The following is a 23,795-nucleotide window of genomic DNA, read 5'->3' as shown; positions in this document are numbered from 1 at the left end:
GCGCGAGCGGAATCGAGCCCACCCCAAGATTAAAAACACACGCGGATAGAACGTGGCCTAGGACCGGGCTGGCTGATCGACGATCACTGCAACGATCCGCCGCACGATCGGAAGGACAATCAGCAGGCTCGGAAACGCGACAAGCCATGATGCTCCCCATGCATACGACCAGGTCGCCACGAAACCGCTCGCCCAGCCCGTGCCGATTGCCGTCGAAACCGCCGAGACAATGCAGGACATGAGGATCGAAAGAACGAACGGCATCATCACCGCGCTGTAGGAAGGCGGTAGTTTTCTCAATTTCAAAACCCTGTCGCGTGCCATGAAAAATCTCCTTGTCTAAAAATGTGAGTGGACCCGTTGTGAGTGCGATCAGGCGGCGTGTGCCGTTCGCATGGCCAGTTCGCGAATGAAGCTTTGTAAAGAGCGTGGCTCGCGCCCAAGGGCGGCACGCAACGTCAGGCTGTTTCCGCCGACACCATATTGAGCGTAGTGGTCAAATACCTTGGCCAGCAATTGCATCTGGCCGTCGCTGTAGGAAAGACGGGCTTTTGCTGCCCATTCCGCAAATGTCGGCTCGCCAGCGGAGATCGGGCGGCCAAGTTCCTCACCCATCATTGAAACGATCTCGTCGCGGCTGTGCATACCGGCGCAAAGTTCCAGCGTCGCATAGGACAGTCGCGTTTCGGTCAAGGCGATCGCAGCCACTTCGGCGACATCGCGGTAGTCGACACGCGCCACCTTTGCTGTCTTTGGAAACGGTTCCGAGAAGACGCCACGCTCGACAATGGACGGCCAAGCCGCTCCGATGTTCTGCATGAAATTGGCAGGGTGCAGAATGGTGTATTCCATATCAGTCGAATAAAGAGCAGCTTCGACCGGCACCTTGCTCGCGTGGTTTTCCAGCCTCGTATTGGTGGGCTGGATCACCGACGAGAAGACGAATTTTCGAACACCCGCCCGGCTCGCCGCTTCAACCATGGCGACACCCATCGCGGCTTCATCGGGGGCAAAAGCGGGCCCGATGTGAAAGACGCCGTCGACGCCTTCGACAGCGCTTTCCAGGCTCCGATGGCTGCGCAAATCTCCAGTCACGACCTCGGATGCTCCGAGCTTCCCGGCCTTTTCGATGTTCGCGGGATGGTCGCGAACAAGCGCTCGAACATTGGCATTGCGGCGGACAAGTTCAGGCACGACAAGTCCGGCAAATCGGCCTGTGGCGCCGACAACCAGGACGGTTGGATTGGGTGCTCGCATGACATTTCCTTCCATCAAGCCGTCCTTTCGGACTTTCTTGCAGGAAAATAAAATGTCGCGAACCGCGTTACAATTGTCCGGCGTTGCGATAGTTTCTATCGATTTTCGGGAGAGTCCATGAACCGGATAGATGATTTTGAAGCTTTCATTGCAGTCATCGAACTGGGAAGTCTGACGGCTGCCGCACGCCGACTGAACCGCTCACTGCAGTCAATCAGCCGGTCCTTGGCGACACTGGAAGACTCCGTCGGGGTCGAGCTCGTCCACAGAACAACACGCCGATCGACACCGAGCGAAGCCGGAGCGGGCTTTTTCCACCGCATCAAACCAGCCATCGAGGAAATAAATGAAGCCCGACTGCAAGCGGCCAACCAGCGATCGGAGCCGTCAGGCATCTTGCGTGTGAGCGCACCAGTTCTGTTCGGTCCGGATTTCCTCGTGCCTGTCATCGCCGATTACATGCGGACCTATCCTCGGGTCGAGGTTGACCTCCAGCTTTCCGATGGATTTGTCGATCTCGGTGCCGAGGGCCTCGATCTGGCGATACGAATCGGCAATCTGCCGGATTCCAGCTTGCAAGCGAAACGCCTGGGCGCATTGCGGCGCGTCGTATTCGGCGCACCTTCCTACTTTGCACACCGCGGCCGCCCGGCTCATCCCTTTGAACTGAATGCGCATAGCTGCATCGTTCGAACCGTTGACGAGCGTCCGGGTGAATGGATGTTTCAGATTGAAGGCAAGCCTCGAGCGGTCAAAGTCGCCGGCGCTTTTCGGTCCAATTTGATGACGCCCATCTATGCCGCGGCAATCCACGGATTGGGCCTGGGCTACTCACCCCTTTGGCAGATAAGGCATTTGGTGGATGAGGGTCGCCTCGAGCTGGTTTTAACGGAATTCGAGCCGGCGCCGGTGCCGATACACGCCTTGTGGCCAGAAGGCAGATCGTCTTCCGCCAAGCTTCGCACGTTTCTGGATATGTTGGCGTCCCGCCTGCAACTCAAAAACCTTTAGCCAGCCGGCTGGTCATTTTCGCAGGTGGCTGGCTTTGCGCGTCCAAAAGGCCGCGCAGCGCTGTCGTATCAGACCTTGGCGACGATCTTCATGAAGGCCGGCATGTCATCGCCGAAGCCGACGGTGGAGTCGTTGTCTTCCTGGTGGCGTTGGCGGGCAGGGCGGTTGCTGTCGCGCTGCGGCCTCGTGTCGCCGCGTTCCGGTGCGCGCGGTTCGTTGCGATCGGATGATTTGCGCTCGGTGTTTTCCGAACGGATCGCTTCCTTGCGCGAGCGCCGTTCGCCGATGTCGGCGACTGCGGCCTCGGCCCCCGGCTGATCCTCGCGCACCGTTTCCGGTGCCGCTTCCTCGCCGTGCCTGGCGTGGCGTTCGCGTGGTTTGCGCTCGCCGCCCTTTTCCCTGCGATCATGGTCCTTGCGGTCATCGTCCTTGCGGCCGGCACGGCGCGGCGCGCCCTTGCCGCGGCGCGGAGCATCGTCCTCGCCTTCGCTGGCGACCACTGTCGACAGGTCGCCGTCATGCCACTCGATCTTGTTGCCGATCAGCCGCTCGATGGCGTCGATGTACTTGGTGTCCGACTTGGTCGCGATAGTGAAGGATTTTCCAGAGCGCCCGGCGCGTCCGGTGCGGCCGATGCGGTGAACGTAGTCCTCGGCATGGATCGGCACGTCGTAATTGAAGACGTGGCTGACATCGGGGATGTCGAGACCGCGCGCGGCGACGTCGGAGGCGACGAGGTAGCGCAGCTTGCCGTCGCGGAAATTGGCCAGCATCTGCATGCGCGCGCGCTGGTCCATGTCGCCATGCAGCGCACCGGCGTCGAAATCATACTTCAGCAGCGAGCGGAACAGCTCCGACACCTCGACCTTGCGGTTGCAGAAGATGATGGCGTTCTTCAGTTCCGCATCCTCGGCCTTGATCAAATTGCGCAAGGTCTCGCGCTTGTCCCATGGCTTGGAGCCGGACTTGACCAGGCGCTGGATGATGTTGGTCGCGGCCGATGCGGCCTTCGAGACCTCGACGCGCACCGGCGCGTGCAGGAACTTTTCGGTGAGCTTGGTGATTTCCGGCGGCATCGTCGCCGAGAAGAACAGCGTCTGCCTGGTGAACGGGATCATCTCGCAGATGCGCTCGATGTCGGGGATGAAGCCCATGTCGAGCATGCGGTCCGCTTCGTCGATGACGAGGATCTCGACGCCGTTGAGCAACAGCTTGCCGCGCTCGCGGTGATCGAGCAGGCGGCCGGGCGTCGCGATCAGCACGTCGGCGCCGCGTTCCAGCTTCTTGTCCTGTTCGTCGAAGGATACGCCGCCGATCAACAGCGCGATGTTGAGCTTGTGGTTCTTGCCGTATTTGACGAAGTTTTCCTCGACCTGCGCGGCAAGCTCACGCGTCGGCTCGAGAATGAGCGTGCGCGGCATGCGGGCGCGGGCACGGCCCTTTTCCAGTCTTGTGAGCATCGGCAGCACGAAGGATGCCGTTTTGCCGGTGCCGGTCTGGGCAATGCCCAGCACGTCCTTGCCGAGAAGCGCGTGCGGAATGGCGCCGGCCTGGATCGGCGTCGGCTGCGTGTAGCCGGCATCGGTGACTGCGGAAAGAACCTTCGGCGACAGGCCGAGGTCTGAAAAGGTCAACGCTTCTGGAGCGGTCGTGGTGTCTGAGGACAATTGTTGTTGTCTTTGGCTGGTTCGGGGAAGCGCAACGGCGTCTAACGACATCTGTCGCGGCAAGCGCCACGCGCCTGCAAGATTGGTATTGCAATTAGGAGCAAGCCCTCGATTTGTCAACAGAAACGGCCGTGATTGGCGCGATTGTGAAGTTGTAACCTTAATCGGGATGCTTAATCGAGGTGCTGGTCGCGGCCCCGGCTCAATAGCGGAACTGTTCGGCGAGAATGCGTTCGTTCCAGGAATGGTTGGGATCGAACAGCAACGTCGCCGTCGCAGTGGGCGATTCCCTGACCGTGACCGAGGTTACCGCCTTGACTTCCGTATGGTCGGCGGCGGCGTTCACCGGCCGCTTTTCCGGCTCGAGTATGTCGAAGCGCACGGGCGCCTTGTTGGAGCGCAGCGCGCGGCGCCAACGGCGCGGGCGAAACGGGCTGACCGGGGTCAGCGCCAGCAGTGGCGCGTCGAGCGGCAGGATCGGCCCATGCGCGGAAAGATTGTAGGCGGTGGAGCCGGCCGGCGTGGCGATCATGACGCCGTCGCAGCTCAGTTCCTCGAGCCGTACCTGATCGTCGACGGTGATCCGTATCTTGGCCGTCTGATAGGATTGCCGCCACAGCGCCACTTCGTTGATCGCCAGCGCCGAAAGCGTTTCGCCTTCCGAGGTCATGGCCAGCATCTCCAGCGGGCGTATCGTTTCGGCAACGGCGGCCGCGAGACGCTCGGTAAGCCCACCGGAGCGGTACTCGTTCATCAGGAACCCGATGGTGCCACGGTTCATGCCGTAGACCTTCTTGCCGGTCCCCATCGTGTCGCGCAGGGTCTGCAGCAGAAAACCGTCACCCCCAAGCGCGACGACGGTTTCGGCTTCCTCGACGGAGGATTGTCCATAGCGCGCCGACAGGCTTTCCAGCGCCGTCTTGGCGTCAGCAGTGTCGGACGAGACGAAGGCGATGCGGCTGGCGGCTTTGCTCATGGCTCCCCAATGACGACCGGTTGGCAGCGGCTGGGCCGCGCCAGCGCCGGGGTAGCATGGGCAGGGCATGTCTGCAAAGGGAGCCATGGCAGCACCATCCCGGATGGCAAGGCCCGTCCCGGGCTGCAAGGCGGCATAAAAAGGCGGGATGCGGCCTTGCCGTTCGCGCATCATGTCAAAGGCTACCCGAATGTGATGGTTAAGATCGGCTTTAAACTCTCGTAAAGCCGGACCGGTCATGTTAGCCGGCAGTGGATGGGTGGCGTGGGGGCTAGCCAGTCGAGGCCGACATATTGCCGGTAACACGCCTGATCATCGTCTTTCTGATGCTGGGAAGCTTCGCGCTTCTCTTTGCCCAACTGGTGCGCCAGTCCGAAGAGACGAGCTTCCGACCTCAGCCAACAGCGTCGCGCTGCGGTGATGCCGCCGGGGCTCCATGCCCACAAAGGGCGCTGTAGTCACGAAGGCATACGGATCGTCGGCCTGGTGACCAGCGGCACGGGTTCTGCGCAGTCGAGGATCTGACGCGACGGACGCCTGTTCACTGCGCCAACCATTTGCAGGTTCACGCCACAACTCGTCCCGATTCATCAACGGTCTCGCCTTGACCATATCATGACGGTTCACCGGCGCATCGGCCATATCATCGCCGGTCGGTGCCGTATGTTTCGGCAAAAAGATATTGACTGTATGTTTAGTCATAGTTATTCGTGGCGTCCAGGATGGCCAGCCGGTGTGCCGGTGAATGGTCACGGAGGAGAGGGGAATATCTTGACAGCCATGCGGCCCGCCGTTGAGGCGAAGGGCGTCACCAGGGTCTTCCGGGGAACCGGCCAGGATGCGGTCAGAGCGCTCGACAATGTCTCCGTCGCGATCCGCGAAAATGAATTCTTCACGCTGCTGGGGCCATCCGGCTGCGGAAAGACGACGCTGCTACGGCTGATCGCCGGCTTCGACTTTCCGACCGACGGCGAGATCCTGCTCTATGGTCAGGACATCGCGCCGCTGCCGCCGTTCAAGCGGCCGGTCAACACCGTCTTCCAGTCGTACGCGCTGTTTCCGCACATGACGGTTGCCGACAACATCGGCTTTGGCCTGAAGATGATGGGCAGGCCGAAGGCCGAAATCGCTGCACGTGTCGACGCGATGCTGAAACTCGTCCACATGCAGGAATTGAAGAACCGGCGCACCAGCCAGATCTCCGGCGGCCAGCAGCAGCGCGTGGCGCTCGCCCGGGCGCTCGCACCGCAGCCGAAAGTGCTTTTGCTCGACGAGCCGCTGTCGGCGCTCGACTACAAGCTGCGCAAGGAAATGCAGATCGAGCTGAAGCGGCTGCAGCACGAAACCGGCATCACCTTCATCTTCGTCACCCACGATCAGGAAGAGGCCCTGACCATGTCGGACCGCATCGCCGTCATGTCGTCGGGCAATATCCTGCAGGTCGGTTCGCCCTGGGAAATTTATGACCATCCGGCGGAGCGGTTCGTCGCCGACTTCATTGGCGAGACGAACTTCCTGACCGGCATGGTCGAAAGTGCAGGCGATGGCCAGGCGCAGGTCGCCTTGCGCTCGGGTGCGAAGATTCGCGCGACCGCCGCCGTGGACTTCCGCGCCGGCGGCAACGCAACGCTGATGGTCCGGCCCGAACATGCGAAGCTCGTCAAAGGCCGCGGCGATCTCGGCGGCACGATCGAGAACATCGTCTATTTCGGCACCGACACGCATATCCATGTCCGGCTGGACGAAGGCGATGTCTTCATGGTGCGCCAGCAGAATTCGCGCAGCGCCGGCTGCGGTTTCGAAAACGGCACCAGGGTCGGTATTTCCATCGGCAATGACGCCGCCCAGTTGCTGAAGGACTAGGGCGATGGCAACCGCGAGAGAGGTCGCCGAAAAGGCCGAACGTGACGATATCAGGTCGCGCTGGCTGCTTTCCGCCCCGGCGCTGCTGATCGTCTTCCTCGCGGCGCTTGGGCCGCTGCTGATCGTGATCGTCTACTCCTTCCTGACGCCGGGCAATTACGGCGATGTGAAGTGGCAGTTTTCGACCGACGCCTGGGTGAGCGTGCTGTTCGAGCGCGATGTCTTCGACGACACGCTGTCCTTCGCCACCGCCTATCTGTCGATCTTCTGGCGCTCGGTGTCGCTGTCGCTGGCAACCACTGTGCTGACCCTGATCCTCGGTTTTCCCACCGCCTATTTCATCGCCACGCGGCCGGATCACCGGCGCGACATCTGGCTGTTCCTGATTACCATACCGTTCTGGACGAACCTTCTGATCCGCACCTTTGCCATGCAGGAAGTGCTGCGCAATGACGGCATCATGAATTCGGCGCTGCAAGCGCTTGGCATCACCGACCATCCGATCCAGCTCATGTACACCAATTTCGCCGTGCTGGCCGGCATGGTCTACGTCTTCCTGCCGCTGATGGTGCTGCCGCTCTACGCCAGCATGGAGAAGATCGATTTCCGCCTTGTCGAGGCCGGCTATGATCTCTACGCGACGCGGCTCGAGGTGTTGAGGCGCATCATCGTCCCGCTGGTCACGCCGGGCATCGTCGCCGGCTCGATCCTGGTCTTCATTCCCTCGCTTGGCGCCTATGTGACGCCGCGCGTGCTGGGCGGCGGCACCAATCTGATGATCGGCAATCTGATCGAGCTGCAATTCGGCCAGGGCCGAAACTGGCCGCTTGGCGCGGCGCTGTCGATCACCTTGATGGCGATCGTCATGGTGGCGCTGCTGTTTTATGTCAGCAACACGACCAGATCGGATGGCGCCCATGCCTAAGCGCTTCGACGTCCGACGGCAGAACGGCTTCGTCAGCTTGGCGATACTGTGTTTCTTCCTGCTTTATCTGCCGATCGCCACGCTGGTGGTCTACGCCTTCAACGACAACGATTCCCTGGCGATCTGGAAGGGCTTCTCGCTGCGCTGGTTCCATGTGGCCTGGAACAACGGGCTGGTGATCGAATCGTCGCTCCGCTCGTTCCAGATCGCGGCCGTCACTGCGTTGCTGGCGACGGTCTCGGCGACCATGGCGGCGCTGGCGACGACCCGGACCAAACCCTATCGCGGATTGACCTTCAAATACGCCTTCATCAACCAGCCGCTGATGGTGCCGGAGATCGTCACCGCGGTGGCGTTGCTGATCGTGTTTTCGCGCATCAAGATCTGGACCGGCTATTCCGGCCTCGGCTACCTCATCGCCGCGCACACCGCTTTCTGCATTCCGTTCGCCTATCTGCCGATCCGGGCGCGGCTCGAAAGCATGGACCTGTCGCTCGAGACCGCGGCGGCCGACCTCTACGCGACGAAGTGGAAGACTTTTCTGCACGTGACCTTGCCGCTGCTTTGGCCGGGCATTCTGGCCGGGCTGATGCTCGCCTTTGTCGTCTCGCTGGATGACGTCGTCATCACCGAATTCGTCAAATCCGGCGGCCAGGACACGCTGCCCACCTACATGCTCGGCCAGATTCGCCGCGGCGTTACGCCCGAGATCAACGCAATCTCGACGGCGTTCCTGGTGCTGTCGATCGGCATCGTCACCGCCTTCTTTTTCGTCAGCAGGAAACGGACCTGAGGCAGCTTTGCCGCCGGTCCCAACAATGGGAGAAAGCAGCATGAACTGGAAACTGACCGCGACGGCCATCGGGCTGTCGATGCTGGCCGCTACGGGCGTGGCCCGCGCCGACGGCGAACTCAACATCTACAATTGGGGCAACTACACCAGCCCCGATCTGATCAAGAAGTTCGAGGAGACCTACAAGGTCAAGGTCACCGTCACCGACTTCGATTCCAACGACACCGCACTTGCCAAGATCCGCCAGGGCGGCGCCGGTTTCGACATCGTCGTGCCTTCGGCCAGCGTCGTTCCGATCTGGATCAGCGAAGACCTGCTGCTGGAGACCGATCCCAACAAGATGGAGAATTTCAAGAATATGGACCCGAAATGGGTCGACGTACCATTCGATCCGGGCCGCAAATACACCGTTCCGTGGCAGTGGGGCACGACAGGCGTGTCGGTCAACAAGTCGGTCTACTCCGGCGACATCAACACGTCCGCGATCTTCCTCGACCCGCCGCCCGAACTCGTCGGCAAGATCAATGTCGTCCCCGAAATGGGTGACATCATGTTCCTCGCCATCGCCTATGAAGGCGGCCAGTACTGCACCGACGACAAGGTGCTGCTGAAGAAGGTGCGCGACAAGCTGGTCGAGGCCAAGGCGAAATGGCTGTCCTTCGACTATGGCGCCGTCGACGGCCTGGGCAAGGGCGACATCGCGGCCGGCGTCAACTGGAACGGCATTTCGCTACGCCAGCGGATGCAGAACGACAAGATCGTCTACGGCTATCCCAAAGAAGGCTACCCGATCTGGATGGACAATGTCGCGGTGCTGAAGGACGCCAAAAACGTCGAAAATGCCAAGCTCTTCCAGAACTTCGTCATGGATCCGCAAAATGCCGCGATGATCTCGGCTTTTGCCCGCTATGCCAACGGCATCAAGGGCTCGGAAGCCTTCATGCCCGCGGACATGAAAGGTGCGCCGGAAGTCGATGTTCCCGCGCAATTCGCCGCCAAGGGCCAGTTCATGCAGGCCTGCCCGCCGGACGTCCAGGCGCTCTACACGAAAATCTGGACCGACCTCCAGAAATAACCTGACCCGGTTCTCCGCGCCGCCCGCCCCCCGCGGGCCCCCCCCCCCCGGGGCCACCCCCGCCGCGCCCCCGGGCCGCCCCAGCCGCCCCGCCCCCGCCCCCCGGCCACCTCCCGTTGCCAAACGCGATCCGGCGATCGCAGGAGACTTCCCATGACCGATCTCGACCTTTGCTACATGCCGGCCAGCGAGGCGCTGCGGCTGTTCAAGGCCAAGAAACTTTCGCCTGTCGACCTGATGCAGGCCACCATCCGACGCGCCGAAGCCACCAGGCCGACGATCAACTGCTTCACCTTCACGCATTTCGACGAGGCGATGGATCTGGCTGGGAAGGCCGAGGCCAAATACGCCAAGGGCGCCCGCACCGGGGCGCTCGAGGGGCTGCCCATCGGCATCAAGGATGAGAGCTATATCAAGGGCAAGCCGACATCGCATGGCTCGCTGCTGTCCAAGGATGCCATCGGCGGTCATACCTCGACGATGAACGAACGCATCATCAAGGCCGGCGGCATCGTGCATGCCCGCACGGCGACTCCTGAATTCAGCTGCGCCGGCTATACCTGGTCGAGGCGCTGGGGTGTGACGCGCAATCCGTGGAATCCGGATTTTACGCCGGGCGGTTCGTCCGGCGGTGCGGCGGCGACGCTGGCTTCCGGCACATCGTCGATCGCCACCGGTTCGGACATTGCCGGATCGATCCGCATTCCCGCATCGGCCTGCGGTCTCGTCGGCTTCAAGCCGCCTTACGGCCGCAATCCGGACGAGCCGCCATTCAACCTCGACTTCTACTGCCACACCGGACCGCTGGCGCGAAACGTCAGGGATGCGATCGTGCTGCAGAATGTCATGGCTGGACCGAGCCCGCTCGACATCGCCACGCTGCGCCCAAAACTGCGCCTGCCGCTCGACTACAAGCCGATCAAGGGCTGGAAAATCGCTTTCTCGATGGACCTTGGCTCCTTTGAAATCGACCCGGACGTGCGCAAGAACACGCTTGCCGCCTGCGAGGTGTTCCGCTCGCTTGGCGCTATGGTCGAGGAAGTCGACCTTGGCTGGGGCGACGACGTGCTCAAAGCCGGCATGGCCTATCTGGAGCATCTCTTCGGTGCCTCGCTTGCGCAACTGCTCAAGGAGCACGGCAAGGACATGACGACCTATGCACGGCAGTTCGCCGAGGACGGGCAAAAGTCCAAGGCCACGGACTTTGTCGCGACCCTGGACGTGGCGGCCAGGATGTACCAGACGCTGGGCCCGCTGCTGGAAAAGTACGATGTGCTGATCTGCCCGACCAACGCGCTTCCCTCTGTGCCGGCGGAGTTCGATCAGACCAAGGGTACGGTCGAGATCAACGGGAGAGAGGTGAACCCGTCGCTTGGCTGGGTGATGACAACGCCGTTCAATATGATGAGCCGCTGTCCGGTTCTATCGATCCCTTCGGGCCGCGCGGCAAGCGGCGTGCCGACAGGCATCCAGATTGTCGGACGCAGCTATTGCGACGCCGATGTCTTCCGAGCCGCACTGGCCTATGAAACGGCGCAGGGCCAATGGTACACGAACACCGAAACACGCCCGTCGCTCTGACCGGGCGATGAGGCCCTTGCCGCGATGGTGCTTGATCTCCGGCTTCGGTTGTGGTGAGCCGACGCTGGACACTCGATGCCCGAACCTCAGGTGGGCTGGCGATCGCCGCCGCATGGTTCGAAAGGAACTGACGAAGATGGCGCAACGCAAGGCTATAGTGGCACCCGAGACACGCAAGGTTGCCGTCACTGCGGGTCGGGGCTCGAACATAGAAACGGCTCCCAAAGACCGCCGCCGCGAGCGCGGCGAAGCGAGCGTGCAGCGCATCATCGACGCCACCATCGAGCTGATCGCGGAGGAGGGCTTGGCGAGCGTCACCATGCAGCGCATCGCCCAGCATGTCGGTTCCTCCAACGCGCTGGTTGTTTTCCATTTTGGCAGCAAGGAGAATTTGTTCCGGGCCGTCCTGCAGTATCTCAGCGACCAGTATGACGAACTGTGGGTGTCTCTGGTGCGAGCGCCCGGCCTGTCGCCGGTTGAGCGCCTGCTCGGCGCGGTCAACTGCGCGCAAAACTTCGCCCGGCAGCATCCGAAATGGGTTTCGGTCTTTGTCGTATTCTCCAGCGACCGCAAGAGCATGCAGATCTACAACGAGATCGGCCTGCCGAGCGACCTTGCCTACACCGCCGAGGCGCGCGAGCTGCTGATCGAGATTTCGCGCAGCGGCGGCTATACCGACGTCGACATAGACACCCTGTCGGAGAGCTTGAATTATCTGGTTCATGGCGCCTGGTATTGGGATCACCTGAACCCTCGCGGCCGTAATACCAACGTGCTGCGCAAGACCATGCTGCTCCTGCTGCATCAGGCGTTTCCGCGGCATTTCGAACTGATGCCTTGATCCCACTTAAGGGCTTTGCCGCAGATGGCAGCCGGCCTGCCGCTTCTGCGCCAGATACTCGTCGACAAGCTGGCGGTAGCGCACCTTGCCGAAGCTCGGAAAATGGCCGCCATGCACGACCGAGACATCGAGGTCGCGCAGGCGCATGAGGGTCGCCATGTAGTCTGATATGTCCGAGTGGTAGACATCGTCGATCAGCGGGCCGTCATAGATGATGTCGCCGGATAACAGGATGCCCGTCCTGTTCTCGTAGAGTGCGATGCCGCCGGGTGAGTGGCCGGGCGTGTGGATCACCTCGAAGGCGCGGTCGCCGAGATCGACGACATCGCCCTGCGCGAGCAGGCGGCCGGCGGGTGCGGGCAGAATGCCGTAGCGCGCCGTGTCCCAGCCTTGCGGCATGCCATCGAACATCTCGTCCGTCGCATAGGTGCCGGCGGCCGTCCATTCGTTGCGCGGATCGGCGAGGATGTGAGCCTCGGCCGCGTGCACGCAGCGGTCGGGAAATTCGTGGTGGCAGCCGATATGGTCGAAATGCGTGTGGCTGGCGACGCAAATGAGCTTGCGCTCGCTCACCAGCGGCACGTGACGCCGGAGGCTGAAATGGCCAAGCCCGGTGTCGAACAGAAGATCGCGGTCGCGGCCGCGCACATGCCACATGTTGCAGCGGAAGAACGGCTTGATCCACGGCTCATGGATCAGCGTCACGCCATCGCTCATGCGGATGGTCTCGTACCAGTCTGGAGCGTCGATGACCGCAAGCGTGCCCATGCTCAGTCCGTCAGCAGGATGATCTGGTCGGTATCGCAGGAAATCGCGACCGTGTCGCGCGGCCGGACGGCGGCCGTCGCCGGCAGCCTGGCGATGAAGTGAAGCGAGGGGTCTTGGGCGGAAACGGCGAGCACGCGCTTGAAACTGCCCTGGAAGACGACGTCGCTCACCTCAGCCGTTCCCAACTTTACGGTGCCAGCGGCCGCGCCGAGGACAAGATGCTCCGGCCGTATGGCCAGCACAACGGCAGCGCCCAACGGCAGCGTGCCGGGCAGCGAAACCGGCCCGACCGGCGTCGCGACGGTGCTTGTCCGGTTCCCGGCCTCCGTGACCGTGCCGGCAAGGATCGTGCTTTCGCCCATGAAGGTGGCGGAAAAGCGCGTCGCCGGCCGCGCATAGACGCGCTCGGGCGGGCCTTCGTCCTCGATGCGCCCGTCATTCATCACCACGCAATGGTCGGCGAGCGCCATCGCCTCTTCCTGGTCGTGGGTGACGTGAATGAAGGCGGTGCCGACGCGCTTCTGGATCGCCTTCAATTCGTCCTGCATCTGCCGGCGCAATTTGAGGTCGAGCGCGCCGAGCGGCTCGTCGAGCAACAGCACCGCCGGTTCGATCACCAGCGCACGCGCCAGCGCCACGCGCTGCCGCTGGCCGCCGGAGAGCTGATGCGGCTTCTTGTCGAAGGCGGAGGCGAGGCCGACCAGGGCCAGCGCCTCGCGCGCCTTTGCCGCCCGCGTCGCGCCGTCGGCGCCCTGCATGCGCAGGCCGAAACCGACATTGCTGCCGACGCTCATATGCGGAAACAGCGCATAGTCCTGGAACACCGTGGTCGTCGGGCGCTTGGCCGGCGGCACCGACGTGCAGTCCTCGCCACGGATGAGCACCTTGCCTTCGCTGGGCGTGACGAAGCCGCCCAGAATGGACAGCAGCGTCGTCTTGCCGGACCCAGAGGGGCCAAGCAGGATCGTGTAGCTGCCGGGCTCGATCTGCAGCGACACGTTCCTCAGCACCATGTGCTGGCCGAAGCGGTGCGAGACGGAGCTGATATCGACCAGCGGCGCGGTCATGCCTTTCTCCTCCTCAACAATGTCAGTTCGAACAGCACGACCAGCACGATGGAGACGGCAAAGACCAGTGAGCCGACGGCGTTGGTCTTTGGATTGAGTCCGGAACGCAAGAGGTTCCAGATCTCGACCGGCAGCGTGGTGTCGAAGCGGGTGAGCAGGAAGGAGATCACGAACTCGTCCCAGGAAAAGGTCATCGACAGGAAGAAGCCGGCGAAGATGGCCGGCGCCATGACCGGCACGGTGATCAAAAGCAGCACCTTCCATTCCGGCGCGCCGAGGTCGCGCGCGGCGCGCTCGATGTTGATCTGGTGGTCGCCCATCTGGCTGTAGATGATGGCAAAGCACAGCGGCAGGTTGATCACGACATGGCCGATGCCGGCGGCGAGCAACGATTTCGGCACGCCGGCCCAGTTGAACAGCACCAGCAAGCCCATGCCGATGATGAGATAGCTGACCGTCAGCGGCAGCGTGATCAGCCCGCGTAGCAGGCCGGAGCCGGGCAGGACGAAGCGGGCAAAGCCCCACGCCGAGAGGAAGCCGAGCGTGACGGCGGCGAGCGACGAGATGGACGCCACCAGCAGCGAATTGACCAGCGCCGAGGTCAGCCTTGTGTCCGAGAGAACCGCCTCGTACCAGCGCATCGACGGGCCGGTGAAGGGCGGGATCGGAAACGACGTCGCCTGCAGCGAAAACAGCACCAGCACGACGACCGGCAGGAAGATGAAGCCGTAGATCAGGACGGCGTAGAGCCAGGAGGCGATGCCGACGATCCTGCGCATCTCAGGCCCGCTCGATCTTCAGCCAGCGGGCGCAAGCGAGGTAGGCAATGGTGACCACCGCCATCAGGATGATCGACAGCGCCGAGGCCAGCGGAAAATCGCCGCGCCGGCCGATCTGCATCATCACCAGCTGCGGCATCAGAAGCTCGTTGTTGCCGCCCAGGATCTGCGGCGTGATGTAGTCGCCGATGCACAGCACGAAGGTCAGGAAGGCGCCGACCATGATGCCGGGCAAGGTCAGCGGCAGCACGACATGCAGGAAGGTGCGCACCGGCCCGGCGCCGAGATCGGCGGCGGCCTTGCGGTAGCTCGGGCTGAGCTGCTTCAGATTGGCGAAGATCGTCAGCGTCAAAAGCATGACGAAGAAATGCACGAAGCCGGTGACGGTGGCGAAACGCGTGTTGGCGAGTTGCAGCGGCTCGCTGAACAGGCCGGTGCCGGTCAAGGCACGATTGATGACGCCGTTCTGCGCCAGCACCAGAAGCCAGGAATAGGAGCGCACGACATAGGAGGTCCAGAACGGCAGCACCGCCAGCATCAGCGCCAGCCTCTGCCAGCGTTCCGGCACCTGTTCGGCGAGGATCCAGGCGAAGGGATAGGCAAGCAGCACCGAGACGACGGTGACGATGGCGGTGACCTGCAGCGAGTTCACCATCGCCTGCCAGTAGGAAGGGTTGGTGAAGAACTGGCTGTAATTGGACAGCGTGAGGCCACCGCCTTCATGCGCCGTCAGGCTGGAAAACCCCATCGCGATGAAGGGCAGCACGAAGAACAGCAGCGTCCAGCCGAGCGCCGGCGTCACCAGCGCCCAGGGCAGAGCAGAGCTCGCCCGGGGCAAGGCACGGCCCGCCCGGGGCAGGGTATGCCCGTCCTTTGCCGACGTGCTCATGAGCGATATCCGCTCATTTTGCCTGCAGCATTTCGGTCCACATGTCCTGCATCTTCTTGTCGAGATCGGCGTTGGGCGCCGGGTAGGCCTGGGCCCGCGCCAGGAAGCCCGGCTGCTCGTCGAAGCGCAACACCTTCTTCTGGTCGTCGGTCAAAGTCGCCTTGGTGTTCGCCGGCATGCCCCAGTAACAGGACGAGGTGGCAAGCCGCGCCTGGCCCTCCGGGCTCATGATGTACTGGATGAATTTCAGCGCCATGTCCTTGTTCTTGGAGTCCTTGAACATGGCCAGCGACTGCGACCAGAGAATCGCACCTTCCTTCGGGATGGAGAAGTCCAGTGCCGGGTTCTCTTTGGCCAGCCCCGCCGTCACCCATTCGCCGCCGCCAACCAGTATGTCGACCTCGCCGGTCGCCAGCGCCGTCTGGCTGGCGGTCACTTCGCCGACCAGCTTGGCATTGGCCTTCATCTTCAAAAGCTCGTCCTTGAGGGCGGGCAGGTCGGCTTCGGTGAGGTCGGCCGTCTTCTTGCCGATGGCGAGCGCCGCCATGCCGATGACCGGCAGATAGTAGTCGTAGATGGCGACCTTGCCCTTGTATTTATCGCTGGTGAGGGCTGCCATCGACTGCATGTCGGCCGGATCGACCTTGGTCTTGTTGTAGCCGATCGTGTTGTAGCCGAACTTTTCGGTGATGCCGTAGCGCTTGCCGCCGACCACGGTGGAACCGTCCATCTTCACCTGCGGGAACAAATCGGCCACCGGCAGTCTGTCTTCCGGCAGCGGCTCGAACAGGCCCTTTTCGACGCCGCGCGGCACGTCGATGCTATCGATCACCATCACGTCCCAGTCGCCCGGCTGCGACTGTTCGACGATGGCCAGCCCAGCGCCGGTGCCCTCGAATTCCTTGACGTTGACCTTGACGCCATTGGCCTCCTCGAACGGCTGCAGCAATGCCGGATCGGTATGATCGCACCAGATCAGCGCATTGAGGTCGGCGGCCTGGGCAGCGCTGCCGGCTCCAAGCAGCAGCGCGGTGGCGGCACATGCCGCATGCAGATGGCTCTTCAGAACGGAAAGCGGATTCCTGGATGCAGGTTTAGCGGACATCGAGTGTTCTCCCTTGCCTTTGTGGCTTCTTGCAAAAAATTGAACCAATTCTAAAATTGAGTCAATTCTGTTTTTATGGCAAGAGGCTGGGATGAGCGGATTGCGGGCAAGGCAAAAGGCGGACCGGCACCGCCGCATCATCGAGGCGGCGGCGGAACTGTTTCGCGAGGCCGGCTATGAAGGCGCCAAGATCGAGGCGATCGCCGCCCAGGCCGAGGTCTCGGTCGGCACCATCTACAACTACTACCAGAATAAGGGCGACATCCTCGGCGCGATCGTCTCGCTGGAGGTCAACGAGGTGCTCAATGCCGGGCAGGGCGTCGTCGCCAGGCCGCCGGCCAATGTCGGCGATGCGCTGGACACGCTGATCGGCATCTATATCGAGCACTCGCTGCACTATCTCAGCAAGGAGATGTGGCGGCAGGCGATGGCGATCTCGACACAGCTGCCGGACAGCCCGTTCGGCCAGGCCTACACTGGGCTCGATCGCTCACTCACCGAACAGATCCGCGCCCTGATCGCCCGATTGCAGGTGCTCGGCCTGGTGCGGCAAGACATCGATGGCGCAGCCCTCGGCGAACTGATCTTCAACAACATGAACATGATGTTCATCGAGTTCGTGAAGCGCGACGCGGCGAAGATCCCGGAGCTGCGCGCGGCGATACGAAGGCAGAACCGCATTCTGGTGGCGGCGATTGCGGTATGAAAGGAGTCAGGAGCAGACAAGAGAAATCGTCGCTTCGGCACAAGACCTGGTTTCAGACGAGGCTCGCCTCTTGAGTTGAATTTGAAATCTGGTACAACTTAGGGGGGCATAAATAGGGGAGGGGTAAATGGGGGCGTTTTCCATCTGGCATTGGGCGATCATGCTGCTGTTGATCGGCGTGCCTGTTTTCTTTGCTGTTCGATCAGCCACGAAGCCGTCACAGAATCCTGAGGCTCTTGTAGGCATCGGCGGCTGGCTGATGCTGCTGGCGATCGGTCAGACATTGTCACCGCTGCGCACACTCGCCGACTTCGCCAATTCGGCCGACGGCTACCAGCAGCTCATGACCCTCCCGAATGGCCCACTGGCAGTGTATGGCGAGGTTGCTCTCAATCTGGCGTTTCTGGCGCTTCAACTGGTCGTGCTCGTTTCGATGCTGCGGCGAAGCCACCGCTTTCCGCAATTGTTTCTGCTCCAGTGGCTCGCGATCCCTGTCGTTTTTGTGCTGGACACGATCTGGGTTGCGTCAGTTCTGGGCGTGCCGGTGAGCCAGGTGCTCGTAGGCAATGCGCTGGCGGCGCACATAGTCTCGTTTGTGCTGACAGGGCTCTGGGTCGCCTACGTCTACAAGTCTGTCAGGGTGCGGAATACGTTCACCAGGACGAACGCATCTGCCCAAATCGCGAGCGCCTCATAGGGGATATCGGGGCGGCCGGACACCAAGGTCGCGCACGCGCGTGAGCGTCGCCATGAAGTCGGAGATGTCCGAGTGATAGAAGTCGATCGATCAGCGGGCCGTCAGAGATGATGTCGCCGAATAACAGGATGCCCGTCCTGTTTTCGCAGAACACGATGCCACCGGGGCCCGTTCGGCCAGGCCTACACCGCGCTCGACCGCGCGCTGACCGAGCAGATCCGCGCCCTGATCGCCCGGCTCCAGGCGCTCGGCCTGGTGCGGCAGGACATTGACGGGGCAGCACTCGGCGAACTGATCTTCAACAACATGAACATGATGTTCATTGAGTTCGTGAAGCGCGACGCGGCGAGGATACCGGGACTGCGCGCGGCGATGCGCAGGCAGAACCGGATTCTCGTGGCGGCGATTGCGATGTGAGAAAGAGTCAAGGCAGCTTGCAGAACGTCAGCAACTGCAATCGCAGATAAAACCTAACACGCCGCGTTCATCTCAAGGAGCTCACACGCCTTCGGCGACAGATTGGAGACGTTCAACCACCAGTCAGCGCCCCAGCTGAACAAGGTGCAAACGAGCTGAGCGCGTTGCGGCGTCAACGGCGGACGGACCAGAAATGTCCAGATCGTGAGCCGACGTTAAGCGACAAATTTCGCAGATTGCACGTTAGTCTGTTGCCTTCGCAGCCCGTTCGGCTTTCCCGAATTTTGACTCTTCCCGCAGCGATTTGAAAGCCAACGCCACCCCTTCGGACCGCTTGGCATCTTCCTCATTTTCTACCCAAGGCCAAACCAATGCCAATAGACCATCGATTGGCCCTTCAGTCTGGACGCAATCGACAATCGCGTACCAACGGTCGCTGTGAGTATCGTATTTGTGTTTGGAGCCGATCGCTTCAGCAGCACCTGCGGTGTTAGCGTTGAGTTCCTTGGTCACCGCATAAGTAATTCCGCCGCTTGCCGTCGAAACTGAGAAAGCTTTGATGGCCTTGCTGGTGAATCGAATTTCCTTTCTAAGCGCATCGATGTGCCCGGAAATGTCGGTCAGCGCCTGCTCGGAAAAATCGTAGAGATCGATGACAACGGAAGCGATTGCAGGGCCGGCATTTTTCAACTCGGCCAGCAGTTCAGAAATTATCGGGATGTCCAGCGTCTCGACAACACCCTTTGGTCGTTCCGCATCAATGCCCACGTCAGCCGCAATCATGTAGTCATCGATAGCCGTCGCAAAATCGCGGTCCAACATCATCATGTCCGCGTCGGGCGGAAGCGCCAGCTTGGCCCGAATGTGGTAGCCGAGAAAATTGTACTCACTATCTGAGATCACCTTCTCGAACACATCCGATCGGCACTTAAGGTAAAATAGCATCTCGATTGGCGTGGGGAGCATTTTCGCCACACAATCAAGGACGCCAAGATCCCAAATAACAGGCGCGATGTTGTCGCCCTGGTTTAGCATCTTGCCTGAGAGGAATGTCGACGCCGGGAAAGGGTCGCTAAGAATCACTACGGGAAAGAAGCGGGGATGGGAGGGTATTTTTAGCGTTTTGCCCTTCGCCGTTTGGCATTGCAAACCACCCTTGATAAGCTCGACACAGCGCAGTGCCTGCTCGTACGGATCTTGTATGGCTCCTTTGAAATCTGTCTTAAGCGCCTCTGTGTTACCTGCTCGTGCCTTCAACGTGACGCGCTTTGATTTGGCTTGCACAACGAGGGCGAATTCACCGTAGACGACAAGGACATCAATTTCGGCCACGACCGTTTTTGTGCCGTCGAGAATTGAGACATTTTGAAAAACGTTGGCAGCACCAAACACGCCCGTGAGGATATGTGCCGAGGTCTTTTCTAAAAACTCACCCCGTTTTTTTGCCGCCGCATCGCGGTAGGCTTTGTCAGCCATCATCCAATAGAATGGGCTCTCGTAAATGGATTCAAGAAGGCGGTACTGATTGGGAACATAAAGGCAGTCACCAATATCGATGGCCGGCGCGATGGCCGTCTGATTGACAGCGAACGGATCGGTGAAGTCTGCGTTTGCGCCGGTGCCGGAAATGGCGAACTTGGCGAAAAATCTGGCGGCCTTTTCGCCAAACTTCTCCTGCACGTCGTTTTTGGCGATCAGCAAACTGTTCGTGAGATCGCCATTCGTAAATTGATGGCCCTCCATCCGCATGTGGCCGACCGCTGTCATTTGATCGTTGATCCGACCGATGATGAAATGTGCAATTTCTAACATCGGTCTGATTGAGAGACCGGCATTCTGTACGAACCAGACCGCATCCTCGCGGTAGCGTTGTCGGCTAAAGTTTGAAAACTGATGCAGGTAAAAGCTCTCAGCACCGTAGTAAATAGCCTCTCGGGCTACGAGACCGATCGAACCGGGATCATCAATGAAGCTTTGCGTATCCTTGTCGAATTCGGGGGCACAGTCCTTTAATATGCAGTCATGTAGTTCGCGCAGGAGCCTATCGGCATCCGCTGCGAACGAGTCATCTTGTGCAAGAACCGAAAAAGCCTTGTCTGTGTCAGCCTGAACAGTCAGGCCTAAAAGCAGCATCAACTCATTTTTGTTTAGCTTCGACGTGGACCAGCGGTGCTCTGGATCGTCGGCGATGCTCCCGTCATGTGTATCTATGGTTACAACCCAGTCGCGATAGATGATCGAAGAGATTTCATGCAGGGCGCCGTCGCGCTGCGCTAGTGACCGAAGGTCTGCGAATATTTCTTCGCTGGTGCGAGGTTCCGGCCCGGCCTGTGCAGCTTCCGCTGACGCCTCCTGTTCAGGAAGCGAACCGCCTTCTTCGGTCATAGCGCTGGCTTAGAATGTTCGACCCGCGCTAAATGCGCGCGAGGCCGCACGCTCACCGACAATTCAACCTCTTGCCCGAGCTGGGTTAAAACGGTCATGAGGCGATCTAGCGTAAATCGTCCGAGATTGGCGCGGCGAATGCGAGAAAAGTCAGCGTGGCTGATCCCGGTGGCGTCTTGCGCTTTACGGGTCGTCCAGCTGCGGTCGTCCAGAATCTTTATGATCTCGGAGGCCATTATAGCTTTGGCTTGTAAGAGGTCGGCGTCATCGCGATTGAAGTCGCGAAACACATTGCCACTGCCGTGAACCAATTCCATGTCGTCTTCTTTTTTCGTGCTCATCTCAGCATCTCCTTCAGTCGCTTTATCCGCTCAAGGACCAGATCGATCTCCTGTTTGGGTGTTTTTGATTCCGCTCTTCGACTTCTTTTGAAAGGCGTGGACGACCCACAAAGCGCCTTCAAATGGAATCGTGTAGACTGCGCGATAGTTGGCAAATTTGCCACCATAGTCAAGTCTTTCGCTTGTCCTGGGCGATGAAGGATTGACCTCTGCCCCGATAGACAGGCCCGCCAGTAGAGCATGACAGGGGCGAGGAACATGGTCCTCCGCCGCCGGTAGAATCGAACAAGGATTGCGCTTTCAGGCAACCAGCCGTTGCGCTCGCATCGGCTCATAAAGCATGGCAAAGATTATATCGGTCATTTCGTCAGCCAACTCCGGAAGCAGCCGGTCGATGGACCCGACGAAACTAGAGCCAGAAAACTTCGAATTTCCCGGAATGCGGCGCGCGATGGTTTGATAGGCCTTGAGCATATCCTTGCCCAAAGTGTTTCCCCGGCTATCTCGAACGTGGGCCTCATCGCGAGAGTCTATCGAGATACAATCCCATCTAACCTCGACGTACTTTCGGCGAGTTTCGACGCGCACATTTGGAATGTTCCGCTCTTGGCATTCGCGGTACCAATAGTTGTTCATATTGAGGTCGCCGCTCGAAAACTCGACCCAGATGCGCTCCGGCAATCCATGCGATCTGATTATCCCGCCAATGCTGGAAAGATCGAAATCGGAGTAACCAAGCTGCGAAAGTCGTACCGACAATTGAAGACTATCGAGCCGGCCAAGGATGGGCGTGGATTTGGGTGCGCTCTTGATGGCGGCAAGCATTGCAGCGTTAGTGCTGTATCCTACAGCAAACGCTAGCGCCTCAGTGAGGTGTGAGGACTTTAGATGCGGCGAGACGTTCCGCAGTTCCGTTTTGACGAAATCGATATTGTCGGAAGTAAGTAAAATAGCGGCCATGTGTGCGGTCCCTTCATGAAGATCGTCTGTCGCCGATTACGAGACGATCCAAAGGATCGAATCACGGGGCCGATTTGCCTAGGTCTCCACTTTGACCCGGCGACAGGTCAGGTAGGAATCACCAGTATGATGGTACGCCTACCTAAACGATTGGATCAAGGTCCTCGTGAGTCACGGTAAGCTTGGCTATCACCGGTTTTCGCCCCGTTTACGAATTCTCATAACATGGCTGTTCGGCACGTAAGCCGGTCGGCGATGCGCAATCGGTGGGACGGCCGTATTTGATTTGACGGCTCGTCCAGCGAAACGAGGAATCGCTCCGGAAAACGGCCTGTCTGTTCTGGCACCAATTTTCAGACGGAGGCCGTGAAGGCGATAGTGCTGCTTCGCCTTGGTATCCCTGCAACCTCGTCCAATATTTCAATGAGGTTGTCGGTCCTCTCCCTATGCTCACGGAGTCTTCTCGGATCGATTGGCTTACTCACGAAAGGAGGGTTATCGAACCGCGAAAATCTCAACACCATTCAAGATGTAGGAGACATGAAAATGGACGGAACCGAACTGGTGCCCCCGGACGGAATCGAACCGCCGACCTTCGGTTTACAAAACCGCTGCTCTACCAGCTGAGCTACAAGGGCACGGCGCTCCCGTTAGCATATTTGTTGCGCCAGTAAAGACAAAACTCCGTTTTTTTCCGGCATGTCGTATGGGCCGTCGGCGAGGGGCATCCTGAAAACCGCCAGATTGCTTCCTACATCTAGGGAAGGTGCAATCGCTTCGAGCAGGGGTGTCGCATGATCAGATTTGTCATCATTCTCCCGATCATCTTCGTGACCTGGATGCTGCTGGTGAAGATCATCAGCGATGTGAAGAAGGCCAATGTCGACTGGACCGGCGTCACCACCATCATCGGCTTCATCGCGCTGGCTTTCTGGCTGCGCCATGTCACCGGGATGTGAAAAGAGCGAATAGCGAATAGCGAGTAGGGAGTAGGGAATGGGGTGCGAGGGATTCCTTGGTATCCCTGCCTTTCCCTACTCGCTATTCGCTACTCACTATTCGCTCTAATCTCCAAAACCTTTCGAACCTTTTCCCGCGTCGCGCCGACTGATGGTCAGGGGCGAATGGGTCGCCTCGATCAAGGATCCAGGAGATCATCGTGTTCAAGCGCACTCTCACCTCAGGCCTCGTCGCCATTTTCGTCGCCACCGGCGCGCTCGCCGGCACTGTCGGCACCTCGTCCGCCCACGGCATGTACGGCCATCATCACAACCATCATAAGAAGCACTTCAAGAAGTTTTGGTGGAAGCACCACAATCCTCATCACCACAGGCACGGCAAGGTGATCATTTTCCTTTGATGGAGGGACCCATTCTTCCAAGAGGGCGGCTTCGGCCGCCCTTTTTGCATTGGCGATCACCTTGTGAAGGGGGACGGCAAAGCCGCCGATCTCCCCGGCAAGGGCAGGGCAATCGCATATGGCGCTCCCCCACTCCGTCTCGGCTTCGCCGAGCCACCTCTCCCCCACATTCGTGGGGGAAGAGGAAATGCCAACCACCGAGGTCGCGGCCTTGAAAAGCCTGGGTTTCCTCTCCCCCATGGACATGCTATCGGATTCACACATTTCGCAGTCCGAGGTTGGCGCCGTATTTGATGGCCCAGAATTCGGCGAGGCCGATGCGCATGACCTTT

At 60.3% G+C, this 23,795-nt stretch carries 24 protein-coding genes and 1 tRNA gene; 12 read left to right on the top strand and 13 right to left on the bottom strand.

Translation table 11 applies throughout. The features are described 5' to 3' along the window. Positions 1-57 precede the first annotated feature (57 nt). Complete coding sequence (locus tag NKJ06_RS09655; protein ID WP_352633465.1) at positions 58-324, bottom strand: DUF2798 domain-containing protein; 267 nt, start codon at positions 322-324, stop codon at positions 58-60. Between the two features lie 48 nt (positions 325-372). Further along, entirely contained in the window at positions 373-1,257 is an 885-nt protein-coding gene (locus tag NKJ06_RS09650; protein ID WP_352633463.1) for an NmrA/HSCARG family protein, read from the bottom strand. Positions 1,258-1,374: 117 nt separating this feature from the next. Here NKJ06_RS09650 and NKJ06_RS09645 point away from each other — a divergent pair, with 117 nt between their 5' ends. After that, entirely contained in the window at positions 1,375-2,268 is an 894-nt protein-coding gene (locus tag NKJ06_RS09645; RefSeq protein WP_352633461.1) for a LysR family transcriptional regulator, read from the top strand. Positions 2,269-2,336: 68 nt separating this feature from the next. Here the strand turns inward: NKJ06_RS09645 and NKJ06_RS09640 are convergent, their stop codons facing one another. Beyond that, positions 2,337-3,935: a DEAD/DEAH box helicase gene (locus tag NKJ06_RS09640; protein WP_352633459.1), complete on the bottom strand. Its 1,599-nt coding sequence runs from the start codon at positions 3,933-3,935 to the stop codon at positions 2,337-2,339. A 202-nt stretch (positions 3,936-4,137) separates the two neighbouring features. After that, a complete protein-coding gene (locus NKJ06_RS09635) occupies positions 4,138-4,911 on the bottom strand; it encodes an NAD kinase (RefSeq protein WP_352809705.1) in 774 nt (257 codons plus the stop codon). A 780-nt stretch (positions 4,912-5,691) separates the two neighbouring features. On the opposite strand from NKJ06_RS09635, the gene NKJ06_RS09630 reads away from it, so the two are divergent. The 6 genes from NKJ06_RS09630 (at position 5,692) to NKJ06_RS09605 (ending at position 11,989) form a co-directional block, all read left to right on the top strand. After that, positions 5,692-6,774 (top strand): ABC transporter ATP-binding protein, encoded by a 1,083-nt coding sequence (locus NKJ06_RS09630; protein WP_352633570.1) that lies wholly within the window; start codon positions 5,692-5,694, stop codon positions 6,772-6,774. A gap of 4 nt (positions 6,775-6,778) precedes the next feature. Next, positions 6,779-7,699, top strand: coding sequence for an ABC transporter permease (locus NKJ06_RS09625; protein WP_352633455.1), 921 nt, complete (start codon positions 6,779-6,781; stop codon positions 7,697-7,699). After that, on the top strand, positions 7,692-8,492 hold the full coding sequence (locus NKJ06_RS09620; protein WP_352633453.1) for an ABC transporter permease: 801 nt from the start codon (positions 7,692-7,694) through the stop codon (positions 8,490-8,492). Before NKJ06_RS09625 ends, NKJ06_RS09620 begins: the two co-directional genes overlap by 8 nt. A gap of 40 nt (positions 8,493-8,532) precedes the next feature. After that, positions 8,533-9,567, top strand: a complete 1,035-nt coding sequence (locus NKJ06_RS09615; RefSeq protein WP_352633451.1) for an extracellular solute-binding protein — start codon at positions 8,533-8,535, stop codon at positions 9,565-9,567. Positions 9,568-9,720: 153 nt separating this feature from the next. Further along, positions 9,721-11,148: an amidase gene (locus NKJ06_RS09610; protein ID WP_352809704.1), complete on the top strand. Its 1,428-nt coding sequence runs from the start codon at positions 9,721-9,723 to the stop codon at positions 11,146-11,148. 112 nt (positions 11,149-11,260) lie between these two features. Continuing rightward, entirely contained in the window at positions 11,261-11,989 is a 729-nt protein-coding gene (locus NKJ06_RS09605) for a TetR/AcrR family transcriptional regulator (protein WP_352809702.1), read from the top strand. A gap of 6 nt (positions 11,990-11,995) precedes the next feature. On the opposite strand, the gene NKJ06_RS09600 is transcribed toward NKJ06_RS09605, so the two are convergent. From NKJ06_RS09600 to NKJ06_RS09580, 5 genes are read right to left on the bottom strand one after another with little or no spacing between them, the layout of a single operon-like run. Next, positions 11,996-12,757 carry an MBL fold metallo-hydrolase gene (locus tag NKJ06_RS09600; RefSeq protein WP_352633444.1) on the bottom strand — a complete coding sequence of 254 codons (762 nt, stop codon included), beginning with the start codon at positions 12,755-12,757 and terminating at the stop codon, positions 11,996-11,998. Between the two features lie 2 nt (positions 12,758-12,759). Beyond that, a complete protein-coding gene (locus NKJ06_RS09595) occupies positions 12,760-13,824 on the bottom strand; it encodes an ABC transporter ATP-binding protein (RefSeq protein ID WP_352809701.1) in 1,065 nt (354 codons plus the stop codon). Beyond that, positions 13,821-14,603: an ABC transporter permease gene (locus NKJ06_RS09590; RefSeq protein WP_352809699.1), complete on the bottom strand. Its 783-nt coding sequence runs from the start codon at positions 14,601-14,603 to the stop codon at positions 13,821-13,823. Before NKJ06_RS09590 ends, NKJ06_RS09595 begins: the two co-directional genes overlap by 4 nt. A 1-nt stretch (position 14,604) precedes the next feature. After that, positions 14,605-15,492 carry an ABC transporter permease gene (locus tag NKJ06_RS09585; RefSeq protein WP_502905601.1) on the bottom strand — a complete coding sequence of 296 codons (888 nt, stop codon included), beginning with the start codon at positions 15,490-15,492 and terminating at the stop codon, positions 14,605-14,607. A 13-nt stretch (positions 15,493-15,505) separates the two neighbouring features. Beyond that, positions 15,506-16,597, bottom strand: coding sequence for a polyamine ABC transporter substrate-binding protein (locus NKJ06_RS09580; RefSeq protein ID WP_352809698.1), 1,092 nt, complete (start codon positions 16,595-16,597; stop codon positions 15,506-15,508). A 91-nt stretch (positions 16,598-16,688) separates the two neighbouring features. Between NKJ06_RS09580 and NKJ06_RS09575 the strand changes: the two genes are divergently transcribed. From NKJ06_RS09575 to NKJ06_RS09565, 3 genes are all read left to right on the top strand, one after another. Then, positions 16,689-17,303, top strand: a complete 615-nt coding sequence (locus tag NKJ06_RS09575) for a TetR/AcrR family transcriptional regulator (protein ID WP_352809697.1) — start codon at positions 16,689-16,691, stop codon at positions 17,301-17,303. Between the two features lie 127 nt (positions 17,304-17,430). Further along, a complete protein-coding gene (locus NKJ06_RS09570; RefSeq protein WP_352809696.1) occupies positions 17,431-18,000 on the top strand; it encodes a DUF2569 family protein in 570 nt (189 codons plus the stop codon). A 255-nt stretch (positions 18,001-18,255) separates the two neighbouring features. Beyond that, a complete protein-coding gene (locus tag NKJ06_RS09565; RefSeq protein ID WP_352809695.1) occupies positions 18,256-18,417 on the top strand; it encodes a hypothetical protein in 162 nt (53 codons plus the stop codon). Positions 18,418-18,660: 243 nt separating this feature from the next. Here the strand turns inward: NKJ06_RS09565 and NKJ06_RS09560 are convergent, their stop codons facing one another. The 4 genes from NKJ06_RS09560 to NKJ06_RS09545 form a co-directional block, all read right to left on the bottom strand. Continuing rightward, on the bottom strand, positions 18,661-20,802 hold the full coding sequence (locus tag NKJ06_RS09560) for a nuclease-related domain-containing protein (protein ID WP_352809694.1): 2,142 nt from the start codon (positions 20,800-20,802) through the stop codon (positions 18,661-18,663). Next, the gene (locus NKJ06_RS09555) at positions 20,799-21,143 is read right to left on the bottom strand and encodes a helix-turn-helix domain-containing protein (RefSeq protein WP_352809693.1); all 345 of its coding nucleotides are present in this window, start codon (positions 21,141-21,143) and stop codon (positions 20,799-20,801) included. The genes NKJ06_RS09560 and NKJ06_RS09555 overlap by 4 nt, the downstream gene beginning before the upstream one ends. A 300-nt stretch (positions 21,144-21,443) precedes the next feature. Next, complete coding sequence (locus NKJ06_RS09550) at positions 21,444-22,103, bottom strand: hypothetical protein (RefSeq protein ID WP_352809692.1); 660 nt, start codon at positions 22,101-22,103, stop codon at positions 21,444-21,446. 562 nt (positions 22,104-22,665) lie between these two features. After that, positions 22,666-22,741: transfer RNA gene (locus NKJ06_RS09545), tRNA-Thr, on the bottom strand. Positions 22,742-22,897: 156 nt separating this feature from the next. Between NKJ06_RS09545 and NKJ06_RS09540 the strand changes: the two genes are divergently transcribed. Further along, positions 22,898-23,062, top strand: coding sequence for a hypothetical protein (locus tag NKJ06_RS09540; RefSeq protein WP_292643145.1), 165 nt, complete (start codon positions 22,898-22,900; stop codon positions 23,060-23,062). Positions 23,063-23,262: 200 nt separating this feature from the next. Next, complete coding sequence (locus NKJ06_RS09535; RefSeq protein WP_352636346.1) at positions 23,263-23,463, top strand: hypothetical protein; 201 nt, start codon at positions 23,263-23,265, stop codon at positions 23,461-23,463. The last annotated feature ends 332 nt before the right edge of the window (positions 23,464-23,795 follow it).

The organism is Mesorhizobium sp. M0293 (assembly GCF_040321735.1).
Lineage (GTDB): Bacteria > Pseudomonadota > Alphaproteobacteria > Rhizobiales > Rhizobiaceae > Mesorhizobium.
This window is presented reverse-complemented; position numbering and strand designations above follow the sequence as displayed.